We start from the raw sequence: 25,135 nt of genomic DNA, 5'->3' as shown, positions 1-25,135 counted from the left end.
AGGGTTTTAAATTTGAAAAAAAAGCATCTTTTCGTTATAGTATAGTATAGTTAGAAAACGAAGTTCTATAACGGGGTAAATAACAAAAACGCAAAGCGTAGAATTTTAAACCGCAGCTCGAAAAAACGCTTCATAGTTTTAGTTTTAAAATAAAGTTGATTTTATGTCTAAACCTAAAAGGAATAAGAATAAACTGAATCTCCCATTGTTTTTCACTATCATCATCCTTCTGGTATTTGGCGTTTTTATTTTAACGCAGAATCTCTTTTATGCCGAAAAAATTTACCCCCGTATTAAAGTGGCGGGTTTGGATCTCGGAGGTAAAAGTAAAAATGAGGCGCAAAGCATCTTGCAAGAACGTATCAACTATTTTCAAAATCAGGGGGTCTCTATTTTCTATAAAGAAAGGGAATGGCCCCTGGCTGAAAAAGATATCGGACTTACCTTCAAGGTGAACCAAACTTTAGACGAAGCGTTTCTCCTAGGCCACGAAAAGGATATTGTTCAAAGGTTAAAAAGCCAACTTGCGATTCTGATACGGGGCGTGAATCTGCCTCTGCGATATGAACTAGACGAGGATAAGTTGGATCAATATCTAAAAAATAATCTGACGTTCTTAGAAGTAAAACCGGAGATGGCGGAAGTGATTTTGAAAAATTCTGGTTTTGAAATCAAAGAAGAGAAAATCGGTCAAGAGATAGACCTCGCGGAACTCAAGCAAAAAATTAAAAATAGTTTAGATAATCTTCAGGATCAAAAAATTGAGGTAGTTATTAAAGAAAGCCACCCTGAAGTGACTCGCGCCAATGTCCTAGATGCTTATAATATGGCGGAGGAAATGATTCAAAAGCCTCTAAAACTTACTTATGAAAAAAAATATTGGACTGTTTCTCCAAAAATGCTTGTTTCTTGGGTTGACTTTCAACTAAACCAAAACAAAATGATGGAAGCAGGTTTAAAAAGGGAAACCGCGGATGCCTTTTTAAAAAATGTTGCCGCTGAAATTGAACAGGAACCTGAAGATGCCCGTTTTAAAATTGACAACAATCGCGTCGTTGCTTTTGAATTAGGGCAAGATGGCAAAAAGATTGATTTAGAAGAAACCATGGAATTGATTAAAAACGCCCTGCAAACCCCAACCGAAGGAAGCGAGAAAAAAACGGAAATCACAGTGCGCACGGTCACGCCCAATGTAAGCAATCAAAATATTGATGAACTCGGCATTAAAACTTTGATTGGTACGGGAGAATCAGACTTTGCCGGTTCTCCTTTAAACCGCAAACATAATATTGGCGTCGGCTCGGAAAAACTGAACGGTGTTTTAATTGAACCGGGCGAAGAATTCTCCATTATTCAAACTTTAGGCGAAGTATCGGCGGCTACGGGCTACAAGCCAGAACTTGTGATAAAACCCGAGGGAACGATTCCCGAATTTGGCGGGGGATTGTGCCAAGTCTCCACCACCCTCTTCCGCGCGGCTATATATTCTGGACTGCCGATCACGGAACGCAAAGCCCATAAATATGTCGTCTCTTATTATAAACCAACCGGAATGGATGCCACGATTTACATTCCTCATCCAGATCTGCGTTTTAAAAACGACACGCCGGGCCATATCTTGATTCAAAAACGCATCATTGGCAATAAACTCTATTTTGATTTTTACGGCACGGACGACGGCCGCAAGGTGAACATTGAAGGTCCATACTATACTTCAGGGTGGGTTAACCCGAGCCCGCCGGAATACATTGAAACCAACACCCTGAAAAAAGGAGAAAAAAAACAAATAGAAAAGGAACATAAGGGCATTTCCACGGTTTTTCACCGCGCCGTAACCCGTGATGGGCAGGAAATTCTGCGTGATAGTTTTTATTCTAAATACCAGCCTTGGAACGCCGTATTCTTAGTAGGCACAGGCGGAACTGATGTTAAAGGCGAACAAAAAGGAAATACTCCGCCTAAAATAGAAAATCAACAAAAAAAACCGCCCCCACCGACAGAAGCAAAAAAGAATCCACCTGTAGCAAATGAGGAGGAATAAAAAAAATGACGAGTAGACCCCGTCATAAAATAAAAATTCGCTTCTATCTCAAGTGATAAACAAACAGGGCAACGGGTGCCAAAATGATTATATCCATTATAATCATTCCCCATCTTCCTTGAGGAAGCTTCAAGTGTTTTTTAAACAACTGCCATATAATAATGGCAAAAATAGCATAAAGCCCACCATTCCAACATGACAACAATATAAAATCAACTATCGTCCCGTTTCTTATCATTCATATCCTCCTTTGTTATTTTAACAACAACATAAACCTCTGATATAACGCCCCTTAATCTGTAGACGTGCGCCCCCAAGTCTACTTGAGAGCAAGGCTAATCCCCGAGGATAAGGCAAGTCTGCCCCCCCCACCTTTTAAGGATCAAATAATTTGATCTAAGATAAAACAAAACCATTTACTTCCTTTATATGTAAAGTAAATCCTCAAAAGGTGAGGGGTAACTCGCGCTTTATAAATATCCATCGCAGAAAGATTAGCCCTTCTTCAAAACCGCCTACAGATTAAGAAGCACCATCTTTACCCCATTGGAGACGCCAATGGTGGTTTAATGCCACCGTCAGCCCCGTTAGAAATAAATTTCTAAGCGGGGTAAAAAACTTCATTCTCTAACGGGGTTTACAGACGAACACTGTACATTAGCACAGTTAAAATTTCCTGTCAAGCCCTTACGGAGAAAATCCAAAACAAATCTTTGTCAATGCGCAAAATCAATTGTATAATATAATGAACAGGTTTAAATCCAAACCAAAATGCCATTAAGTCCAGTCGTCTCCCATACTGAAAAAAATGAAGACAAAAATCTTGATTTAAAACTTAGACCGCAAACTATTAAAGAATACATTGGTCAAGCTCAAATCAAAGAAAGTCTGGCAATCTTTTTAGCCGCGGCAAAAAAAAGGAAAGAACCTTTGGAGCACATCCTTTTGTACGGACCGCCAGGCTTAGGAAAAACTACCCTTGCCAATATCATCGCGTGGGAAATGGGGGTAGCGATTAAAACTACTTCCGGACCTGCGCTAGAGCGTCCCGGCGATTTGGGCGCGATTTTGACTAATCTTGAAGATGGCGACATCCTCTTTATTGATGAGTGCCACCGCATGAATCGCCAAATTGAAGAAATTCTATATCCCGCGATGGAAGAGCAGGTTTTGGATATTATTATCGGCAAAGGACCTTCGGCTAAAAACATCCGCCTCCCCTTGAACTGTTTCACCCTGATCGGCGCGACCACCAAAATCGGTATGCTCTCCTCACCTTTGCGCGACCGTTTCGGCTCGGTTTATCGCCTTCGCTATTATGAAGTAGAGGAGATTGAACAAATCATCGCGCGCGCGAGCCGCATCTTAAAAGTGCAAAAGATAGAAAAGGCGGCTCTGAAAAAACTTGCCTGCTGTTCGCGCCGCACGCCCAGAATCGCCAATCGGCTCTTAAAAAGAGTGCGCGATTACGCCGAAGTGAAAACAGACGGTTTTATTAATCTGGAGGTGGTTGAAGCCGCCCTGGCTATGCTGGAAATTGATAAGTTAGGCTTAGACCACATTGACCGCGAACTATTGAAAGTGATTATTGAAAAATTTGACGGGGGACCAGTGGGTTTGAATGCCCTCTCCGCTTCTTCTTCCGAAGAACAAGACGCGATTGAAGATGTGCACGAACCATTTTTATTGCAAGCGGGTTTATTGACCCGCACCCCGCGCGGCAGAATTGCCACCCATCTTGCTTATGAGCACTTAAATATTGTTCCCCGCAAACAGAAAATGCTATAATAGTTCATAATTCAAAATTTAAAGTAAAAAATGAAAAATTATCATCGCTTCGCGAGATCTCGCAAAGCGAGACAATGTAAAATGCAAAATTTTTAATTTTGAATTATGATTTTACATTTTACATTTTTCATTTTTAACTTATTACATCTATGCCTTCCCCAATTGACAAAGCTAATATGTATAAAGTCCTGAAGGACTTTCCCCTCCAATTTGGCAAAGCGCTAACTATTGCAACAAAAGTAAAGGTGCCTAAAAAAAAGTATTCCAACATCATTATTGCCGGTATGGGCGGCTCTTCTCTGCCCGCGGCAATTATTGAAACCTATCTCGCTGACAAAATAAAAGTGCCAATTTTGATTTGCCAAAATTATTCCCTGCCCAAAGAAGCAAATACTAAAAGCCTTGTTTTTGCTTCTTCTTTTTCCGGCAATACCGAAGAAACGTTGAGTGTTTACAAAGAATGCCGGCGCAAAAAAATCCAGATGATCGGCATTACCACTGGCGGCGAGCTCGCTAAACTATGCCAAAAAGATAAGCTGCCCTTAATTTTAATCCCCAATGAAAACATCCAGCCCCGCTGCGGCACGGGCTATATGTTCACCGGCATTTTAGCCGCGATGACGCGCGCTGGTCTCGCGCCCGACAAAACCAATGAAATCAAAGCAACCGCGGCAGCCTTAACTAAAATGACTTTTGAAGAAAACGCGAAACAAATTGCTCCCCAATTAAAAAGAAAACTCATAGTAGTGTACGCCAGCGAACGATTCAAGGATATTGCCCGCATTTGGAAAATCAAATTCAATGAAAATTCCAAAGTTCTTGCCTTTTACAATTATTTCCCCGAATTAAATCACAATGAGACCGCGGGCTTAACCAATTTCAAAAAAGAAAATATCCCGACTGTGGTCATCATCCTGCGCAATAAAGCCGACCACCCGCGCATCTTGAAACGGATGGACATCACAAGCGAAATTATCCGCGAAAAAGGCGGGGAAGTAATGAATATTGAAATGCCCGAAGGCAACCCTTTAACTAAAATCTTCGGCGCCCTCTACTTCGGCGACTTTCTAAGCTACTACCTCGCATTGGAGTATGAAACCGATCCCTCTCCAGTGGAGGTGGTGGAGTATTTAAAGAAAAGATTAAAAGAATAAATAAATCCAATCTTACAACCTTAAACCGTGTATGTATATGTTTCTTACCGCAAATAAATATTATCTTATGGATAATAGGAGGCTCGATTTGTCATAATTGCAACCCCCCTAGCCCCCTTGTCAGGAGGGATTAGTACTCCCTCGCCTCTAAAGGGAGGGGAAGGGTGAGTTATTGAAGCCGGAGCCTCTTAAATATTATGCCCCTTTGGCTTCCCGTGCTTTGGGCCTATGCCTTTGTCGCAATGAAAAGAACGATTAATATAATCAATAGTTAAAACAAATCTATGTCCATAGAAAATGCGCCTGGGTTAGAAGAAGGATTCCGGCAAGAAAGTGATAAGATAAGAATAGTTAAAAAGTCAACAGAACAGGAGGGGCAAAAAGAAGCGGAAAAAGTATGCCAAGGCTTTCATGAAGCAGAAGACGCAGGGCTTTTTAAACCCGGCACAAAGATTGAGATGGAATGTATTAAATGGCCGCGCTACCCCTCTGGCGAAGTGAGCGGGGAAACGAGCCGCGAAGGGTATCCCAAGATTATAATGCCGTGCCCAGACGGGACAGAAATGGAGATCACTATTTATCCCGGTAGCTACCACAACTTTAAAAAGTTAAAATCAGAAAAAAATTCTGATAATTAAAATACTCATATGGACGTGCAATACACCCCCAATGGCCCCGAAGGCCAGCGCTGTGTTGATTGCGCTAACTTCCAAGCGAATGCCGAAGACGCCGGAAAAGGAATGTGTTTCGGGCACGAAGTAGACGCAAGCGGCAACTGTAATTTCTTCAAGAAAAAGGAATAAATTCAAAACCCCTTTAGGAAGGAAGGTTTTAAAAGGTGCGCCAGTACAAAACTGAATTAAGCATCATTGTTGTTCTATTATTCTTTTGGGAGGTAGAATTTTTTGTTTTTGATATTTTGCCTTGTTTAGCTCAAACAAAACTTGAAATTACTGAAATTATGTATGACTTACCGGGCAGCGATGACAAACACGAATGGGTAGAGATTCACAACAACGGCACCGAAACGATTGATTTAACTGATTGGAAATTTAATGACGGCGACACCGCCACTAATCACGGCCTCAACGCCCCGCCCAAGAACAACAGCCGCGGCTCTTTAATTTTAGCGGCTGGCGAATATGCTTTATTGGCTGGTGATGCTGCCACCCTAATAACCGATCTGCCAGCTTATCAAGGAACAATTATTGATACAATTATAGACTTGTCTAATACTTCATCTATTTTAAAACTATTAAATAAAGATGGCACCGAGGTTGATACAGCCAATTACGATAAAGCTATAGGTGCAGCTGGCAATGGAAAAACTTTAGAGAAAAATAATGCGGGCTTATGGCAAGAGTCATTAATGGATGGAGGCACGCCAGGCGAAATTAATAGTAGACAAGGAGAAGATATTCTGCCCCCAGAAGAACCCTCTACCCCTCCAGAAAATCCAAACCAAGATACTGCCCCTGCGGTTAATTTCATTCTAATCAATGAGCTTCTTCCTGATCCAGTAAACGATGACCACGAAGGTGAATATGTTGAACTTTTCAATAACAGTGATACCACAGCCGATATTTCACTCTGGGAATTGAGAGACGAATCCGAAAATAAAAAAGAAAAACCATCTGGTTTCATTATTGAAGTAGGCACGACAATACCTGCTCTTTCTTATCGTGCTTTTTACACGGGCAAAGAGATCTCCTTAAATAATGACAAAAATGGCGATACGGTTTATTTAATAAAAGAAAATCAGGTTACGGACAAAATTACTTACCTTGGTCCAGCACCGACTGGCGAATCCTACAACCGCCAAACTGATAACACTTGGGCCTGGAGCGCAACCGCAACACCAGGCTTACAAAATATCATTGCCACAAAAGATGACCCCGTGAATGCAATACCGAATAAATCCTACCCCCGCCACATCTGGATCAATGAATTTTTCCCTAATCCCAAAGGCAAGGACGCGGAAAACGAATTTATTGAAATCTATAATCCCGGTCCCGCGGAAATCAATTTAGCAAATTGGCAAATTGATGACCAGGAAAATAAAGGCTCGCATCCTTATACTTTTCCGGAAAATTTTATCATCAAGAGAGGGGATTATCTTACTCTCCCCTATTCTCAAACTAAAATTTCGCTTAATAACAACAGCGACTGGGTCAGGCTCCTATGGCCTAATGGTCAAGCCATTGACGAGGTTCCGTATTCCGACCCTAGAGAGGGCGAATCATACAATAAAACCAACAATGGCTGGAGCTGGAGCTGTAATACCACGCCGGGCGAACCAAACAAAATTGTATCAGATGAAGAATGCGCCGCATCGCCCGAAGAAGAAACCAAAGATTATTCACGCGCTCTCTGGATCAATGAATTTTTACCTGATCCAAAAGGCAAAGACGAAGAAGGCGAATTTATTGAGTTGCAAAATAGAGGCGAAGAAGAAATTGATTTAACAAATTGGCAGATTGATGATTGCGAAAGCGCGGGCTCCAAGCCGCACACCTTTCCCGAAAACACTAAAATTAAAGCCAATTCTTATCTCGTCCTTTACTACAAAGAAACTAAAATATCTTTAAACAACAATGGCGATTGTGTGCGGCTTCTAAACCCTTTAGGTCAGGCAGTTGATGAAATTAAATATAGCAAAGCTAAAGAAGGACAATCTTACAGCCGTCAAAATGTGGATCATTGGCAATGGACAGATAATCCGACTCCTGGTAAGGATAATGGGTTTCCGCAAATTTTAGCCGCAAAAATCACAAGACCAAAAACCCCAGAAAATCAAACTCAGCCAAATCAGCAAAAAATTTTGCCCCAAACCGGACCCAATATGTATTTTTATTACTCCCCTGTCTTCTTATTTTTCTTCATTTTTTATTTGACAAAAATCAAAAAATACTGTAAAAATGAAAATTGCTCCTTTATTAAATCCGCTTGAACATTAAACGCAAAAAAACACCAGCTGGAGGTACAAAATGTCAGAACAAACGAACGGAGAGTTAAACCTGGAATTGTTATTTAAGAAACTACGGCTTTGGACGAAATTTCAAAAAATTGAACCCCAAGACTACATTGAACCAAGATACCCCCAGAACCCCAAACTTGAGGAAGAAGTGGGAGAGATGAATGACGAGCAGAAAAAGCTCTTTACTTTGATTGACAGAAAACAAACCATCATTGAGGAAATTCTAACCAACATTGATAAAAGTGCTCTTAGCGACGCAGATTTCCAGTTCAAAGTAGAAAAAAACTCTAAATTGCAAAGATTAGCAAAAACTGTGAATCTGCTCTTGCCCACGTTAATAACTTTGATTTTTGATGCCAATCCGAAAATAGACCGTAAAGAAAAAATTGCTTTGCGTCAGGGCTTCAAAATTACCAAACTAAAACGTGAAACGAGGACGCTTTTCCAGGCACAAAATTTAGTTACCATTATTCTACCACTCACTGATGGCAGCGGGGTTACAGAAATTCCTTACTTAATGTCGTATAATTAAATACCACAAGCACATCTTGTGGTTTTTTTCTTGCCCAAATTAAAGATTGAAATTCTCCCCTCTTTCCGCTACAATACTTATATCACATTATTCTTGATTCTAGATTCCAAATTCCAGATTCTAGATTCTAACTATATGTCCGGTCATTCTAAATGGGCCACAATTAAACACCAAAAGGGAGCCGCGGATCAAAAACGAGGCAAAATTTTTACTAAAATCGGCCGTATGATCGCGATCGCGGCCAAAGAGGGCGGCGGCGGCGATCCAATGATGAATTTTAAACTGCGCCTTGCTTTAGAAAAAGCCAAACAAGCGAATATGCCGCAAGTAACAGTTGAAAAAGCAGTAAAGCGCGGGACGGGCGAGGGAGCAGAAGGTCAAATTGAGGAGGCAACCTATGGGGCTGTGGGACCCGAGGGCTTGGCGATTATCATTAAAACCGCCACCGATAACAAAAACCGCACCCTTTCCGAGATTAAAAATATCCTCACTAAAAACGGCGGCAAATTTGGAGAAAGCGGTTCTCTTTCTTGGCAATTTACGCCTTGCGGCATTATTGATTTAGGAGCATGCAAATTATCCGAGGAACAGGAACTCGCGGTAATTGAAGCCGGCGCTGAAGATATCAAAATTGAAAATAACGAGACCTTAATTTATACCGCGCCCCAAGACCTTCAAAAAGTCAAAGAAAAACTAGACGCCCTGCAAATAAAAATTGAATCCGCGGAGCTCGGATTCGCGCCTAAAAATACTGTTGCCATTGATGTTTCCAGGGTGGAAAAATTACTGAATGCTTTAGAAGAGCACGATGATGTGCAGGAGATTTACACAAATCTAAAAAGTAATCCGTAATCAGTAACTAGTAATTAGTACAAATCGACCTGCGGCCGATAAAAATTACTAATTACCGATTACCAATTACTGATTACTAAAATATGATTATCCTCGGCATTGACCCCGGCACTGCGACTACTGGATATGGTTTAATAGGAAAAGACAAAAATAGATTGACTTTAATTAAATATGGCATAATCTCTACGCCAGCCAAGCAAGATCTGCCTATGCGGCTTGCCACGATTTACAAGGAAATAAACAAAATAATTAAAAAAAGCAAACCCGATCTTTTGGCTTGCGAGCAGGTTTTCTTCTTTAAAAATACAAAAACCGCAATCATAGTGGGGCACGCAAGAGGCGTTATTTTGCTTTGCGCGGAACAGAACAAGATTCCGGTTTTTGACGCCACTCCCTTGCAAGTAAAACAAGCGGTTGCTTGTTATGGGCGTGCCGGCAAAGAGCAGGTCCAAAAAATGGTAAAAATACTGCTTAATCTAAAGGAAATCCCAAAACCAGATGACGCGGCTGACGCTCTCGCCTGCGCCGTCTGCGCCGCAAATTCGGTGAGGTGAAAAGCCAGAAACTAGAATCCAGAAATAAATATAAGTGCTATAATCTAATAGCGCTTTTTTATTTTTTTCCTCCTTATTCCCAATTCATAATTCCTGCTTCCTGATTCCCGATTCCTGTCTTGCCTCTTGCCTCAATTTAAGTTAAAATACAATTGTTTAGAAAACACAAATTAAATTTAGTCAAACTTTATGACCAAAAATTTATCTTTCGCTATATTCTTGACCGTCACGGCAGTCTCCTTAATCGCCAATGCTGCTCTGGCGCAAGAGACCGCGCCCCTGCAAAACCAAAATCAAATCCTACCTATCCAGATTGCACCCCAAATCAAAGCCAATGCCGGCAAGGATCAAAATGTGGCGACCCAAAGAAAGGTGCTTTTTGACGCGTCGGGATCAACGGTAATTCCGGAGGATTTAGAAGTAAACTATGAATGGAATTTTGGCGATGGTGAAAAGGAAGAAGGCGTGGATGTAATCCATATCTATAATGAACCAGGCAACTATCGCATTAAACTAAAAATGACCGCTGGCGAGCTGGAATCCGAAGATGAAATCTTTGTCACTGTCTATAATGATCTCCTGGTAATGATCACGGACAAGACCTTAGACGATCCAGAACTTAAATCTCTGACCCAATACGCGGCGCAAAAAGGAATTTTAATTATTCCAATCCAATATGAACCTAGCGAGGCGGAATACACGGGCTTGGAAAAATTAACCCGCAAACTCGCGGAATCCTCCGCCGACTTGAAAAAATCTAATATCATTATCAGCTGGACTTCTTCCTTGGCGGGACTAGAGGCGCTCGCTAAGCTTGGCCAACAAACTGAAAAGATTGAAGACTTAAGTTTTAATAATAAAACGATTGTGGCAATTACGGACAAAGGTTTTGGCATCGCTTCCCGAGTAGCACAGAGCACTTTTGATATTTTAAAGCCGGAAGTGGTGCTTTTAACCCACAAGGAGGCATTAACCTTTATCATCGAAGCGCGCACTCCCCAAAATATTATCCCTGCCTTACGCACACAGGGAATCGAATTTAAAACTGTGGGTGTCCATAGCCAAAGAACATTGAATAAACTCGCGCCTTGGAACTTTGCTTCCTATGCGGTGAACTTTATGATTAACAAGGGCGTACCTACCAATACGATTCTGCTTATCCTGATGCTCCCTTTGGTCGCCACCATCATTGCCTTTGCCCGTCAGATTTTAGGGATTAAAGCCTTTGGTATTTATATCCCTTCTGTGGTAGCTCTCTCCTTTGTGGCTACGGGTTTAAAATACGGACTGGCGATCTTCCTTTTAATTCTCATCTTTGGCACCCTAATGCGTCTCATACTGCAGAAAATTAAAATGCTCCATCTGCCCCGTATTGCGATTGTTTTGACTTTAGTCAGTATCGCGATTCTGGCGATGCTTGCTGAAGGCGCTTATCACGGTCGCACCGGCCTCATCGCCGTTTCCATCTTTCCGATGTTAATTATGATTATATTAGTAGAGCAGTTTGTAAACGTCCAAGTGGATAAAGGCGCACGCACGGCGATTAAATTAACTCTGGAAACTTTAATTCTCTCCATTATTTGTTATTTTATTGTCACTTGGCAAACCTTGCGCACGCTCATTATTGCTTATCCCGAGCTTATCTTTTTAACCATCGTCTTGAATCTTGCTTTAGGACGATGGACAGGGCTGCGCGTCTCGGAATACTTCCGCTTTCGGAAAGTTATAAAGGCAATAATACAAAAGAAAAAAGAAGAAGGAAAATAAAATTTCTAATTTTCAATTTTCAAATTGCAATGAAGTTCCAAATTCCAATTTTCAACCAAACAAAAAATGTTTTGTTTGGAATTTGGTGCTTTTTGATTTCATTGAAAATTGGTGCTTGAAAATTTAAAATTTTACCTATGTTTCAATATCTTAAAACTGCTCAAAGTATCTTAGGTATGAATGCCCGCAATTTTGACTATATTCGTCCGAGTAACAACCGCCGCGCGATTCGGCTCGCGAATAACAAACTAAAAACCAAACATATTCTGCAGAAGGTGGGCATTCCCGTACCAAAATTATACGGCGTCATCGCGAACCGCACTGATCTAGACCATTTCTCTTGGGAGACTCTTCCCTCCAGTTTTGTGTTAAAACCCAATATGGGTTTAGGGGGAGGTGGAATTATGGTAATCTATGGCCGCAAAAAAAACAGCAACTGGATTAAATCATCGGGGGGAGAAGCCACAATTGCCGATTTTAAAGCTCATATTCAAGATATTTTGGACGGACGTTATTCTATTTCTGGCGATCCGGATATCGCCTTCTTTGAGGAAAGACTCAAAAAAACTAAAAAATTCCGCCGCTTATGCTACCGCGGCACGCCTGATGTCCGCATTATCATCTACAATAAAATGCCTTTAATGGCAATGCTTCGCCTGCCCACGCGGCGTTCCGAAGGCAAAGCCAATCTTCATCTTGGGGGTATTGGGGTGGGTATTGATATTGCCACGGGCATGACCACAACCGCAATCCAAGATGACCAAGTGTTAAAAAATATCCCTGGCACCAATCGCGCGCTCTCAAACATCAAAATTCCCCACTGGAAACAAATCTTAAAGCTCGCTGTAGAAGCGCAGATTGCTTCAGGATTAGGGTATCTAGGGGCAGATATAGTTCTGGATCGCGATCGAGGCCCGGTGCTCCTTGAAGTAAATGCTAGGCCCGGTCTTTCTATCCAAATCGCCAATCTCTCCCCTTTGAAAGAAAGATTGGAAAGGGTGCGGGGCTTAAAAATTAAAACCGCAGAAAAAGGCATCCGCATCGCGCAAGAACTCTTTGGTGGTGATATAGAAGAAGCCAAAAGAGATGAAAAAGGCGGTAAATATATCGTGGGTTCCAGCGAACCAATTATTCTTTTTACCAAAAATGGAGAACAATATCAAATCCAAGCTAAAATTGATACGGGAGCGGGCTATAGTTCAATTAGCACCGAGCTTGCCCGTATTTTAGGTTTTGACAACGCCCTGGAAGCGATTGGAAAATACCATTTTAATACTCCCCTTTCGCCCGAGCAGGCAAAAATAATAGCCCAGGAGGTTGAGGAAGAGGTGTTGAGCAATTACAAAGAAATAGTAAACACAATTATTATCCATTCCGCCCATGGCACTACCTATCGCGTAATGGTTCCTTTAACCTTTGTGCTGGCGGGCATGAAAGTAAAAACCGCTGTTTCCATTGTCAAACGAAGGCATTTAAAATATCCAATGATTATTGGCCGCAAAGATTTAAAAAGATTTTTGGTTGATCCGCATAAAATAGCTAAAACGCATTAAGTTAGAGGAGCTATACGCAGTTAAAATTCACTTAAAATCAATGACCCACTTTGACTCTAAATCTTATCTGCGATGGGTGAAAGAATATATTAAGATCAACAAGGGGAAAATTCCTCAAATTATTACCGCGAACCAATACAGTCGTCAAAAAGACAGGGAATACCACCAAAGACTAAAATCTCTAGCCCAAAAATTCACTAAAACCTATTCCCTCCACGCGATTACCAATGAATTGAGTGAACAAAAAAAATTCTTTCGCGCGCTTTATGAAAACAAAATCTATAATCCCGCATTTCACTACAAAAAAAGCTCTCCCCTCACTTTTGATAAAGCAGCTGCCCTAGTTAAAAAATTAAACGCTTTCCGGCGGGAGGTAGAGAGTGACAAGTCAGCCCTAGGTCAGATTTACCAACGCCGCATCTTTGATGCCGAGAAGGCGATTATTCTTAATTCTTTGAGCCAAAAGAAAGGCTTTTCACTAGCGAGCAGAGAATATTATGAATTTAAAAAAATAAAGCATTCAGGACTCCCTGCTAAATTGTCATTCCCCCGTAATAAACAAGAAATTATTGAGGCCTATGAAACTGTCTATTTCGCGCAAAAAATCCTTTCTAAACTAGGTTTAAAACACAGGGCAAAAATCTCGGCGATAGATAGCCGTCTCCAGGGAATTATCACGAGCAGAAAAAATATTAAAGTCGGGATTTGTACCTTGCGTTCACCCGCCAGGATCATCCGCAGCCTAGCCCATGAAGTCCTGGGCCACGCTTTAATCTCTACTAACGCCCGGAAATATCCTGCTTTTTTCGCCCGCCACAACTCTAGCGCGAGCGTTAGGAAAGAAGAGGGCATTGCTGTAAAAATAGGCGAACTGGCTTATCAAGAACTGCAAAAGTTCTTAACGCCTCAAGCACGCAGCCGTCGTGAAAGCCTTATTCCCCATCTGCGCCTTAAAACTATTTTACTAGCCCGAAAGAAATCTTTTTATCAAACGTTTATCACTTTAACTAAATTGAATATCAATAACGACCTGGCATGGGACTTAACCCTGCGCGCCAAGAGAGGCTTGCGGTCAAGCGCAGTTAAAGGCGCCAATTACCATGACAGTCTTTATTTTTTTGGTTTAAAAGAAATCAATGCCTTAATAAAACAAGAGAATCTTGATTTAAAGCAAACCTTTATTTTGCTTGATCGCCTTAGCCAAGGTAAATTCGATTTAGTGGAATTCACATTTTTAAAACAACATTTTATCAATTATAAAAATATTGGTTTAATCTCCGCTTTTGATATTTTTAAAAAGGAGTTAATAAAAATCATACAAAGTAAATTTATTAAATAAAAAATATGGCCATTCGTGTTACCAACCTCCAAGACTTGAAAGCAGTATTTCAGACCATCAAAAAACCGATTGTTGGTGTCGGCGTAACTGCTTTTAATCGTACTGGTTTGGAAGACATCGTCCCAAACTACAAGATAGTCTGCCTAAGATATAGCTTAGACACGCCAGCGATTGAAAAAGACATTTCTGTTTATTCCTTGGAACGAGGCAGACCGACAAAACATCTGAAATGCAACCGTAACGCTACTTCTATTATTTTGAACCGCCGTACCCAAAAGTATTTAAAAAAACTGCCGGAGAAGCCAGCCCTGCTCTTTTACAAAACTACTGACAAGATTATGGCGGAATCCAAAAAACATGGCTGGACCATACTTAACAATTCACCGGAATTTGGCAAAAAAAGTTTGGAAAACAAAGTTTATTTCCGAGATATCTTAAAAAAATGCGACATTGACTTAATCCCTGGTGAAACCGATAATCTTTCAAAAATAGATTTTGACGCGCTTAATAAAAAATATGGGCCGCATTTTGTAATCCAGCTTCCTGATCGCGGCGGCGGGAAAGGAACTTTTTTTATTAATAATAAAGAGGACTATAATAATTTCATTAACCACAGCCGCGTGCAGGAATATGAAACCCCGCCCGAAGTTGTGATTACGAAATTTATCCACGGTCCATCCCCTAGCCTAACCGGTTGTGTAACCAGAGAAGGAATTATTTCAACTGGACTCCAATTTCAACTCCTAGACATACCTGAACTCTGGAATCTCAAAAAAGGTTCGGGTTTATTCTCTGGACACGACTGGACGCAGGCAGTATTTAATGAAAAGGTCCAGAGACAAGCCAATATAATCGCGGAAAAAATCGGTTCTCATCTCTCTGGCCTGCGTTACAAAGGAATCTTTGGATTGGATATGCTCCTTGAAAAAGAAACCGAGAAGCTTTATGTCGTGGAATGTAATCCTCGCCTTCTAGGCTCTTTTCCCTGCCTTCCTATGGTCCAAATTGCCAATGGAGAACCACCTCTTTTGGGATTCCACGTCCTGGAATTTTTAAAGGCTAATTACCGCATTGATATTAACAAGGTCAATCGCAATATCCGCCGACCGAAAATTGGCAGCCAGATGATCCTGCATAACCTCCTTTATAAATGGGCGGAAAACAAAAAGGAAATAGCAGCCGGGATTTATAAGTATCAAAACGGAAAATTCATCTTTAAACGAGAAGGCTATCATTACAAACATCTAAAAACCAAAGACGAATTTCTAATTGCCGATGGCGTGCCTATCCTTAATTCTAAACTCACGCCCAATCAGAGATTATTCCGCGTTTTAGCTCTGCGTGGCGTGCTGGATTTAAGAACCAATAAACTCAATGAATGGGGGCATAATGTCGCGCGATGGGTTTACAGGCAACTAGACATCACACCTCTGCACGAACAGCCTGAAATGATTGATGATTGAGTAAACCCCAAAAATTCCAATAAAAAATTTTGGGGGCTATTTCAAAAAAATCAATTAACTGATTCTAAAAACAATGAACATTAAGAGAGAAGGCGTAATTTTAAAGCCCTCCGAACAAAAACATGAAACTGAGGCTGTTTCAAACCCTGCTGTAGTCCAGGCGGGAAAGATTCTAAAGATGTTTTATCGGGCAGTCCAGAAAGACAACTATTCTTCAATCGGCTATTGTGTTCTGGAGGGTCCGTTAAAAGTGGTAGAAAGGGCGGCGGAACCTATCTTGCGTCCAGAATATGATTATGAAAAACAAGGCATTGAGGATCCCCGCATCGCCTATATTGAAGGCACCTATTATCTAACCTACACAGCATTTGACGGAAAAAATGCTAGGATTGCTTACGCGGAAAGCAAAGATTTAAAAGAATGGAAAAAGAGGGGTATTATTTCGTGCCAATTAACCTATGATAAAGCCGAGGATCTTTTCCGAAAATCCAGCTATAATCTTAAAGAAAAATACTTTTTCTTTGAATCATATTATAAAGACAAGGTAGGCCCTGATGTTATCCTCTGGGAAAAAGATGCCCTTCTTTTCCCTAAAAAAATCAACGGAAAATTTGCGTTAATCCACCGCATTCTGCCGGGTATGCAAGTTATTTTTTTTGATCGCTTTGAACAATTAATGGATAAAAAATATTGGGAGCATTATCTGAAAAAACTGGGGGAATATGTTATTTTAGAACCGAAATATGCTTTTGAATCCCGCAATATTGGCGGCGGCGCGCCGCCCCTGGAAACTGATGCTGGCTGGCTTTTAATTTATCACGCCGTGGAAGATTCCAGCTACGGCAAAATTTATCATGCTACAGCGGCATTACTTAATAAACAGAACCCGCTAAAAGTAATCGGCAGGCTGGATTATCCTTTATTTTCGCCAGAGGCGGATTATGAAAAATCTGGCAATGTGGCTAACATCATTTTCCCGACTGATACTGCTCTTTTTGACGGTCGACTGTATATTTATTATGGCGCCGCCGATCAGGTCATTGCTGCTGTTTCTTTAAATTTAGATGAACTTTTGGTGAAATTATTACGCAATGCCTGAAGCTTTCCCGCCTAAATTTTAAAAAACTTAGGTCGTTCAGGTCGTTCAGACTCTGACGAGCCTTCAGATTCGAAGAGCGGGGTCCCTTAAAAATTAATGTAAGTTGACTGGATCATCGCTTCGTGATAAAATACTGTCTATGATTACTAAAGAAGAGCCATCTTGGATTTTGTATGTAGGCACATTTCCGCCACGCGAATGCGGTATTGCGACTTTTACGCACGATTTGGCAAATGCCATTGCCAACAAAATGCCAAGCTTAAAAACAAAAGTTCTGGCATTAAATAGAGGGGCAATAAACATATATAATTATCAAAAGAAGGTAATCTTTGAAATTAATGAATCCAATATTCAAGAGTATATTGACATTGCAAAAAAGATCAATTCCCTGAAAGAGGTAAAATTAGTATGCATTCAGCATGAGTTCGGCATTTTCGGCGGCGAATGGGGAAGCTACCTCGTGCCTTTTCTAGAAACCTTGCAAAAACCCATAGTGGTTACCCTTCATTCTCTGCTGCCCCATCCTGATGACCATTTGAAAAATATTGTTCAGTCTATTGCGCGCTATGCCCGCTGTCTTATCGTGATGACTCCTCGCGCGATAAAAATATTAAGGAATGATTATAATATAAAATCCGCTATTGAAATAATCCCGCACGGAATTCCCAGTGTCCCCTTTGTGCCGAATTTGAAGCCAAAAATCAAGCTTGGTTATCAAGACAGAATCGTTCTTTCTTCCTTCGGGTTAGTCAGTGAAGATAAAGGGTATGAGTATGTTATCGCAGCCCTCCCTAAAGTGGTGGAAAAATTTCCCAATCTTCTTTACTTAATTATTGGTGAAACCCATCCTGTGGTCAGAAGTTTAAAAGGCGAAGAGTACAGGAATTCTCTGGAAAAAAATGTGCAAAAATTAAAACTGCAGCATAATGTTAAATTCTACAATAAATATTTAACCCTGCAGGAGATTATCCAATATCTTCAAGCGACCGATGTCTATGTTGCCTCTAATCTGAATCCCTATCAAATCACAAGCGGCACCTTAGCCTATGCTTTAGGTTGCGGTCGCGCTGTCATCTCCACCCCCTTCCTGCATGCGCGCGATGTAATTCAAAATGAAAACCAAGGCATTCTCGTTGATTTTAAAAATCCCCAATCCTTTGCAAAAGCCATCCTTAAGATATTGAATAATCCCGATCTAAAAACAAAAATAGAAAAAGAGGCTTATTCCTCCAGCCGAATGATGACCTGGCCCAATGTCGCTCTCTCCTATACCAAAATCTTTCAGCAATATTCGAGCCTTGAGCAAAAGTCTCTAAAAAAACTGCCGCAAGTGAGCCTAAAGCATTTTAAAAAGTTAAGTGATAATTTCGGTATTATCCAATTCGCGCAACACGCGACGCCAGATCCAAATTCAGGATACTCAACGGATGATGTGGCGCGCGGCCTCATTGCTCTCTGCTATCATTACAGGCTTTTTAGAAAAAAAAATGTTCTCCCTTTGCTCAAAATATATTTAAATTTCATTCAACACGTGCAAAAAAATGATGGTAGATTTTTCAATTTCGTCAATCATAATCAAGAGATTGACCTAAAACATTGGTCTGAAGACGCGCACGGCCGCGCAGTCTGGGCCTTAGGGACGATTACTGCGACAAAATCTTTACCCCAAACGATTAGAAACAAAGCCAAAGCCTTATTCCAAAAAGCAATCCCTCCAACTAAAAAATTGAAATATTCCCGCGCTATTGCCTGTGCCCTAATCGGAATCTGCAAATTCCACAAAATCGCCCCATCTCTGCAAAACATCAAATATATACAGCGTAAAGCCAACTCTCTTGTCGCGCTTTATCGCAAGAATTCTAACCCTTCGTGGCAATGGTTTGAGCGCAAAGTCTCATATTCCAACGGGAAACTGCCCGCAGCCTTGCTTTATGCCTATTTAGCGACCAAAAAACAAAATTACTTGCAAGTTGCGGAAAAAACTTTGGACTTTTTGTGCTCTATTACCTTTGAAAATGAAATCTTTTCTCCTATTGGTCAAAGAGGTTGGTATACGCTTAGCGGCAAAAGGGCGTATTTTGACCAACAGCCCGAAGAGGCTGCGGAAATGGTTCAAGCCCTTACTCTATGTTATAAGATTACCAAACAAAAAAAATATCTGAATCAAGCGATCAACGCGTTTTATTGGTTTCTGGGCAAAAATCTTTTAAATCGGATGGTTTACGACGAAAGCACGGGCGGCTGTCACGATGGTTTAAGAGAATCTTCAGTCAATCTCAATCAAGGCGCGGAATCTACAATTTCATACCTTTTGGCGCGGCTCACTCTAAAAAAATATCTAAACAATAAAGAACAAATTTGGACATAAAATTATGCTTTCTGTGGGTATTGATCTAGGCGGCACCAAAACCAATTTCGGTCTACTTGAAATCAACAAAGAGGGGTTTAAAATTTTAAAGCAAACAACCATCTCTTCGCCCCATAAAGAAGAAGAATTGATTCAAGCTGTCCAAGAAAATATTAAAAAAATTATTGTCCCTGGAGTAAAAAAAATCGGCCTTGCCCAAGCCGGCATTATTGACATTAATCAAAAAATCAATCTTTTATCGCCTAATTTAAAGGCTCTGGAGCATATTGATTTTGCTCGTCTTCTGCAAAAAGAATTTAAAGTACAGGTCTTTTTGGATAATGATACTAATGCCTTTATCTTAGCCGAGGTTACTTACGGCGCTGCGTATGGGAAGAAAAAAGCCGCCGGACTCACCTTGGGCACAGGTATCGGCGGGGGTCTTGTCATTGACGGCAAACTCTACCACGGCGTCTGCACGTCCGCGACAGAGTTTGGTCATATGATTATTGATTATAACGGACGAAAATGCTCCTGTGGCCAAAAAGGATGCCTGGAGGCGTATGCTTCGGCTACAGCCATCATCCAGGAATATGAAAACCGCACCGGGTTTAGGCGGGATGCCTATGCCATAGAAGAAGAAGCAAAAAGCGGTCTGGAGCCAGCTCAATCCATATTTAGGCAAGCAAGCAACTATTTAGCCGTAGGCCTTGCCAATATTATCAATATCTTAGAGCCCGAAATAATTGTCCTCGGCGGCGGCTTGTCTGAAGTTGCGAATTTTGCTGATCTTGCTATTCACAATACAAAAAAATTCACCTTAAAAGGTTTAGGTGAATGCGTAAAAATCGTCAAAGCCAAGCTTGGCCGCGAAGCAGGAATGATCGGAGCGGCGCTGTTAGATCGTTAGAAATCAAAAAATTTAATACTGAATCTTAAAAAACATCAATCCGCAATAAAAATCGCGGATTTTTATATTATTTTATCAGAGAATTTATATTTTAAGGTTTCATTTATTATTCTTGATGCGGCAAAATTTCCTCTTCCCCACCTGAACAACTTTATTGTTCAACCCAGAAATTATTATCTTCCAATCGCGAATAATTTCTTGGTCAATCTTCACTGCTCCCTGCTCCACCATATCCCGCGCCTCGCTTTTACTTTTGCAGAGTTTAGCCCTTACTAATAAATCCAAAATATCCAGTTCCTTTTCTTGAAAACTAACCTCGGGAATATCTTCCGGAATTTTATTCTGGCAAAAAACAAGATCAAAGTTATCCTTGCCTTTTTTAGCCCCGTCCTCGCCCCAGTACATCCGAGTAATCTCGTAAGCCAACTTTTCCTTAATTTCTTTGGGATTTTTGCCTTCTTTAAGCGCTTTTTGGGCTTCTTCAACTTCTTCTGAAGGCGTCCGCGTGCAGTGGATAAAATAAGGAATAATTAAATCATCAGCCATACTCATTATTTTGCCAAACATTTCTTCGGGCGTATCCCCGACATTAATTACATTGCCCCAAGATGAACTCATCTTGCGCCCATCTAAGCCCGCAATCAAATTATTCATTAAAATATCCTGCGGTTTTTGGCTAAAATGCTCTTGCAATTTTCTGCCTGCTAAGAGATTAAAGCGCTGGTCGGTTCCGCCTAATTCTACATCTGCTTTTATAGCCACGGAATCATAACCCTGCATCAACGGATAAAGCACTTCGCGTAAAGAAACGCGCTTCCCTTCATTAAGCCTTTTTTTGATATTTTCCCGAGTAATAAATTCAGAAATCGAAAAAAGATCAGCCTGCTCCCCTATTTCTAAATAATTTAATTTTTTGAGCCATTCCGAGTTATGGCGAAATTCAAAAGCCTTGGTGTCTAAAATTTTACCCGCTTGCTCCAAATATGTCTGCATATTTTTTTCAATCTCGCTATGGGATAACATCGGTCTTTCGCTAGTTTTATCGCTTGTATCTCCAATTAAACCTGTAAAATCGCCGATGATCAAAACCACCTGATGCCCTAAATCTTGAAAATCGCGCAATTTCAAAAGCGGAATCGTGCGACCCAAATGAATATTCGGACTTGTAGGGTCAATCCCTAATTTTACTCTTAACTTTTTTCCAGCCAAAAGTTTTTTCGCCAAATTTTCTTTATCTATTACTTCTGCCACGCCGCGGGTTAAGAGTTCATCTATTTTTTGCTTATCTACAATAACTCTAGACATAAATCTTAATTTTCCGCCTTCTTGGGCGGATTAGCCTATTTAGCCTATGATGAATTGCAAATTTTTAATTTTTGTTTTTTAACTAATTTTTAACTACTTAATTTTGAATGATTTCATTTTCCAATAATTCTTTAATTCAATAAAAATTAGTTAAAAATTACAAATCAAAAATTACTACCCAACCATCATGATCTCTTTCAAGTCCGGCATCTTAGCTAAAAGTTCTTTTTTAATAAAATTCTCGCTAGTTAATTGCGCCATTGGACAATGACCACAAGCGCCTTGTAGTCTTAGCTTCACTATCTTTTTTTTCCCGTCAAAATCTACCAAATCCACACTACCGCCATGCAAAGCGAGCCTTTCATTTATAGAATTAATTATCTCTTTTAATTTATCTTGATTCATAATAAAAAATTGATTAATATGTTCTAATTATAACTTTTTTCCTTAAAACAGTCAAAAAATCCCAAATTCCAAATTCCTGATTCCTGATTCCCGATTCCCTTTTGACACTTCTCCCAAAATCTCGTAGAATTAAGCTATCTATGTTAAAAAATCCGCAAAAGCAACAAAAATCTTTGCCTAAGCGCAAAAAAACGGGTTACGCGCGCTACAAGCGGGGAGATTTAGTAATTACCCGCGAAGAACTAAAAACAAGAAAAAGAAAGCGGCTGAAAAAAACAGTGAAAATCATTCTCGCCTTATTTTTATTGGGAATTTTTGGTTTAGTTGTCAGCGCTATCTCGGTTTTTGCTTATTTTGCCAAAGACCTGCCTGATCCCCAAAAACTTGCAGAACGCCAGATGACGGAAAGCACTAAAATCTATGACCGCACCGGCGAGCATCTTTTATACGAAATCCACGGCGAGGAAAAGCGCACTATAGTTCCCTTCGCTCAAATTTCTAATTATTTAATCAAAGCCACCCTTACCGCTGAAGACGACGATTTCTATAACCATAGGGGCATTGATTTCCGCTCCATCTTAAGGGCAGCCTGGTCTGATGTGAAGGGCGGCGGCGTACGCCAAGGCGGCTCAACTATTACTCAACAATTTATTAAGAACTCTATTTTAACCCCTGAACGGACCTTCTCCCGCAAATTCAAAGAGTTAATCCTGTCTCTGGAGTTGGAAAGGCGGTTCTCCAAAGATCAAATTTTAGAGATGTATCTGAATGAAATTCCTTATGGTTCTAATGCCTACGGCATAGAAGCGGCAAGCCAAACCTTCTTTAATAAAAAAGCCTCGGAATTAACCTTGGGGGAAGCTGCCACCCTCGCTTCTCTTCCCCGCGCCACAACTTACTACTCTCCTTTTGGCTCCCACCCAGAGGCTTTGGCTGCCCGTAGGGAATATATTTTAAACCGTATGGCTACTTTGGGTTATATCACGCCCGAGGAAGCGAATAGCGCGAAACAAGAAGAATTGAGCTACGCGGAAAACAGAGAAGGGATAATCGCCCCCCATTTTGTATTATATATTAAAGAAATCCTCGCGGATAAATATGGCGAAGACTTTATTGAAAGAGGAGGCTTGAAGGTGTACACGACCTTGGATTATGACAAACAAAAAATAGCCGAAGAGTTAGTCTACGAGATGAGCGGTGATTATCCCCAAAAATTTAATGCCCGCAATGCCGCCCTGCTTGCTTCTGACCCGAAGACGGGACAAATTTTAGTAATGGTCGGTTCGCGCGACTATTTTGACCTCCAAAATGACGGCAATGTGAATGTTACGCTCCGACCCCGCCAGCCAGGTTCCTCTTTTAAACCATTTGCTTATGCCCGCGCCTTTCAAAAGGGCTACACCCCTGATACCTTGCTTTTCGATCTCACCACTAACTTTGGCCTCCAGGGAGGCAAAGAATATATCCCTCAAAATTACGATGGTAAAGAACACGGATCAGTCACTATGCGCACAGCACTCGCTAATTCCCTTAATATCCCAGCAGTAAAAACGCTTTACTTAGCGGGCATTGATGAAACTATTGACCTTGCTAATCAAATGGGCATCACCACCCTGGGGGAACGGTCGCGATTCGGACTTTCTCTGGTTTTAGGCGGCGGTGAAGTAAAATTAATCGATTTTGTGCCTGCCTACGGCGTTTTTGCCAATGATGGCATCCGTCAGGAAAAAACGGTAATTATGAAAATAGAAGATAAAGATGGCCAAATCTTGGAAGAATGGCAGCAAGGAGAAGGAAAAAGGGTCATCCCCGAGCAAGTTGCGAGAGAAATTAACAGTATTCTTTCTGATAATAATGCCCGCGCGATGATCTTTGGAACCCATAATTATCTGAATTTAGGAGGAATACCGGTTGCCGCTAAGACTGGCACAACCCAAGATTATCGCGATGCCTGGACAGTCGGTTACACCCCATCGTTAGCAGCGGGCGTCTGGGTGGGCAATAATGACAATAGTGAGATGCGCCGCGCTGACGGTTCTCAAGTTGCCGCCCCCATCTGGCAGGCTTTTATGAAAAAGGCTCTAGAGGGCGCTTCTACCGAAAAATTTACCCCTTATACGAAATATCAGCTGGACAAAATGATATTGCACGGCAAATATAATGAAACCACGGCGCGGGTCTGTGAAGTAAATAATCAAATCCTGCATGAAACCTGTTGCCGCCCCGAACAAGTGGTTGAAAAAACATTCCGCGAGATTCATACGATTCTTTACTATGCGGACAAGGATAATCCTCGCGGTCCCGTTCCAGAGCATCCCGAGAACGATCCTATGTATGAACGTTGGGAAAAACCCATCCAAGAATGGATAGCGCGGGAAAAAATTGAGACGGGAAAGGTGCCCACGGAAACTTGCGATTACCATGAAGAAAAAAATCAACCCGCCATCAATATTACCTCGCCAGCCGACAATGACTTAATTGAAGATAGCAACATCAACATTGAAGCCGATGGCGAAGCGCCTTTAACCTTTGACAAGGTAGAATTCTATCTTGATAATAAACTCTTTGATGTTAAAAACGGCAATCCCCCTTTTAAAACACATTATGTAAGTTATGATGAACCCGGTTTCCATACCATTAAAGTCATTGCTTACGACAAGATGGGGAACACCGCGCAGGATTCCGTGACCATTAATCTTAAAAACGAACAAATTATCTATATAAGCCAACCCGCCGGACAGCTTACTTTGCAAGACGAAAATTTTCCCTATAAATTGAAGGCAGTTGCCTCACATCCAAATGGCATCCGAAAAATTAATTTTTACGCCCGCGACCTCACCCGGGACAAAAGAGCTTTCCTTATCGGGTCCAGTTTTGAACCCGCGACGCCCGACGGGGAGGAATATGATTTAATTTGGGAAAGAAAACCCTTGCCCGGCCAGTACGAAATCTATACCATTCTGGTCTCCCACGAAAACGAAACTACTCAAAGCGCGAGGGTGGTTGTGGAAATAAAATAAAAACCCCGCACTATCCCACACCTTTTTTA

The 25,135-nt window shown here is 41.1% G+C and carries 19 protein-coding genes; 17 read left to right on the top strand and 2 right to left on the bottom strand.

Going from position 1 to position 25,135, the window contains the following annotated elements; all coding sequences use genetic code 11:
* Window positions 1–163 precede the first annotated feature (163 nt).
* The 16 genes from PHW01_02780 (at window position 164) to PHW01_02705 (ending at window position 20,376) form a co-directional block, all read left to right on the top strand.
* Window positions 164–2,041, top strand: a complete 1,878-nt coding sequence (locus tag PHW01_02780) for a VanW family protein (GenBank protein ID MDD5626903.1) — start codon at window positions 164–166, stop codon at window positions 2,039–2,041.
* 771 nt (window positions 2,042–2,812) lie between these two features.
* Entirely contained in the window at window positions 2,813–3,829 is a 1,017-nt protein-coding gene (gene ruvB, locus PHW01_02775; protein MDD5626902.1) for a Holliday junction branch migration DNA helicase RuvB, read from the top strand.
* Between the two features lie 149 nt (window positions 3,830–3,978).
* A complete protein-coding gene (locus PHW01_02770) occupies window positions 3,979–4,983 on the top strand; it encodes a bifunctional phosphoglucose/phosphomannose isomerase (GenBank protein MDD5626901.1) in 1,005 nt (334 codons plus the stop codon).
* Between the two features lie 284 nt (window positions 4,984–5,267).
* A complete protein-coding gene (locus tag PHW01_02765; GenBank protein MDD5626900.1) occupies window positions 5,268–5,621 on the top strand; it encodes a hypothetical protein in 354 nt (117 codons plus the stop codon).
* A gap of 9 nt (window positions 5,622–5,630) precedes the next feature.
* The gene (locus tag PHW01_02760) at window positions 5,631–5,786 is read left to right on the top strand and encodes a hypothetical protein (GenBank protein ID MDD5626899.1); all 156 of its coding nucleotides are present in this window, start codon (window positions 5,631–5,633) and stop codon (window positions 5,784–5,786) included.
* Window positions 5,787–5,821: 35 nt separating this feature from the next.
* Window positions 5,822–7,933: a lamin tail domain-containing protein gene (locus PHW01_02755; GenBank protein ID MDD5626898.1), complete on the top strand. Its 2,112-nt coding sequence runs from the start codon at window positions 5,822–5,824 to the stop codon at window positions 7,931–7,933.
* 37 nt (window positions 7,934–7,970) lie between these two features.
* Window positions 7,971–8,492, top strand: a complete 522-nt coding sequence (locus tag PHW01_02750; protein ID MDD5626897.1) for a hypothetical protein — start codon at window positions 7,971–7,973, stop codon at window positions 8,490–8,492.
* 135 nt (window positions 8,493–8,627) lie between these two features.
* Entirely contained in the window at window positions 8,628–9,344 is a 717-nt protein-coding gene (locus PHW01_02745; GenBank protein ID MDD5626896.1) for a YebC/PmpR family DNA-binding transcriptional regulator, read from the top strand.
* Between the two features lie 83 nt (window positions 9,345–9,427).
* Entirely contained in the window at window positions 9,428–9,898 is a 471-nt protein-coding gene (gene ruvC, locus PHW01_02740) for a crossover junction endodeoxyribonuclease RuvC (protein ID MDD5626895.1), read from the top strand.
* Window positions 9,899–10,087: 189 nt separating this feature from the next.
* Entirely contained in the window at window positions 10,088–11,665 is a 1,578-nt protein-coding gene (locus PHW01_02735; GenBank protein MDD5626894.1) for a 7TM domain-containing protein, read from the top strand.
* A gap of 137 nt (window positions 11,666–11,802) precedes the next feature.
* A complete protein-coding gene (locus tag PHW01_02730; protein ID MDD5626893.1) occupies window positions 11,803–13,218 on the top strand; it encodes a sugar-transfer associated ATP-grasp domain-containing protein in 1,416 nt (471 codons plus the stop codon).
* Between the two features lie 40 nt (window positions 13,219–13,258).
* Window positions 13,259–14,557, top strand: coding sequence for a DUF1704 domain-containing protein (locus tag PHW01_02725; GenBank protein ID MDD5626892.1), 1,299 nt, complete (start codon window positions 13,259–13,261; stop codon window positions 14,555–14,557).
* A gap of 5 nt (window positions 14,558–14,562) precedes the next feature.
* The gene (locus tag PHW01_02720) at window positions 14,563–16,020 is read left to right on the top strand and encodes an ATP-grasp domain-containing protein (GenBank protein MDD5626891.1); all 1,458 of its coding nucleotides are present in this window, start codon (window positions 14,563–14,565) and stop codon (window positions 16,018–16,020) included.
* A 73-nt stretch (window positions 16,021–16,093) separates the two neighbouring features.
* The gene (locus PHW01_02715) at window positions 16,094–17,119 is read left to right on the top strand and encodes a pesticidal protein Cry7Aa (GenBank protein MDD5626890.1); all 1,026 of its coding nucleotides are present in this window, start codon (window positions 16,094–16,096) and stop codon (window positions 17,117–17,119) included.
* A 139-nt stretch (window positions 17,120–17,258) separates the two neighbouring features.
* Window positions 17,259–19,487, top strand: a complete 2,229-nt coding sequence (locus PHW01_02710; GenBank protein MDD5626889.1) for a glycosyltransferase — start codon at window positions 17,259–17,261, stop codon at window positions 19,485–19,487.
* Between the two features lie 4 nt (window positions 19,488–19,491).
* Complete coding sequence (locus PHW01_02705) at window positions 19,492–20,376, top strand: ROK family protein (GenBank protein ID MDD5626888.1); 885 nt, start codon at window positions 19,492–19,494, stop codon at window positions 20,374–20,376.
* A 99-nt stretch (window positions 20,377–20,475) separates the two neighbouring features.
* On the opposite strand, the gene tyrS is transcribed toward PHW01_02705, so the two are convergent.
* Together tyrS and PHW01_02695 are read right to left on the bottom strand one after the other, a co-directional pair.
* Window positions 20,476–21,681, bottom strand: coding sequence for a tyrosine--tRNA ligase (tyrS, locus tag PHW01_02700; GenBank protein ID MDD5626887.1), 1,206 nt, complete (start codon window positions 21,679–21,681; stop codon window positions 20,476–20,478).
* 174 nt (window positions 21,682–21,855) lie between these two features.
* The gene (locus tag PHW01_02695) at window positions 21,856–22,086 is read right to left on the bottom strand and encodes a NifU family protein (GenBank protein MDD5626886.1); all 231 of its coding nucleotides are present in this window, start codon (window positions 22,084–22,086) and stop codon (window positions 21,856–21,858) included.
* Window positions 22,087–22,226: 140 nt separating this feature from the next.
* Here PHW01_02695 and PHW01_02690 point away from each other — a divergent pair, with 140 nt between their 5' ends.
* Window positions 22,227–25,106, top strand: a complete 2,880-nt coding sequence (locus tag PHW01_02690) for a PBP1A family penicillin-binding protein (GenBank protein ID MDD5626885.1) — start codon at window positions 22,227–22,229, stop codon at window positions 25,104–25,106.
* The last annotated feature ends 29 nt before the right edge of the window (window positions 25,107–25,135 follow it).

Source organism: Patescibacteria group bacterium (assembly GCA_028717685.1).
Taxonomy (GTDB): Bacteria; Patescibacteriota; JAQUNI01; order JAQUNI01; family JAQUNI01; genus JAQUNI01.
This window is presented reverse-complemented; position numbering and strand designations above follow the sequence as displayed.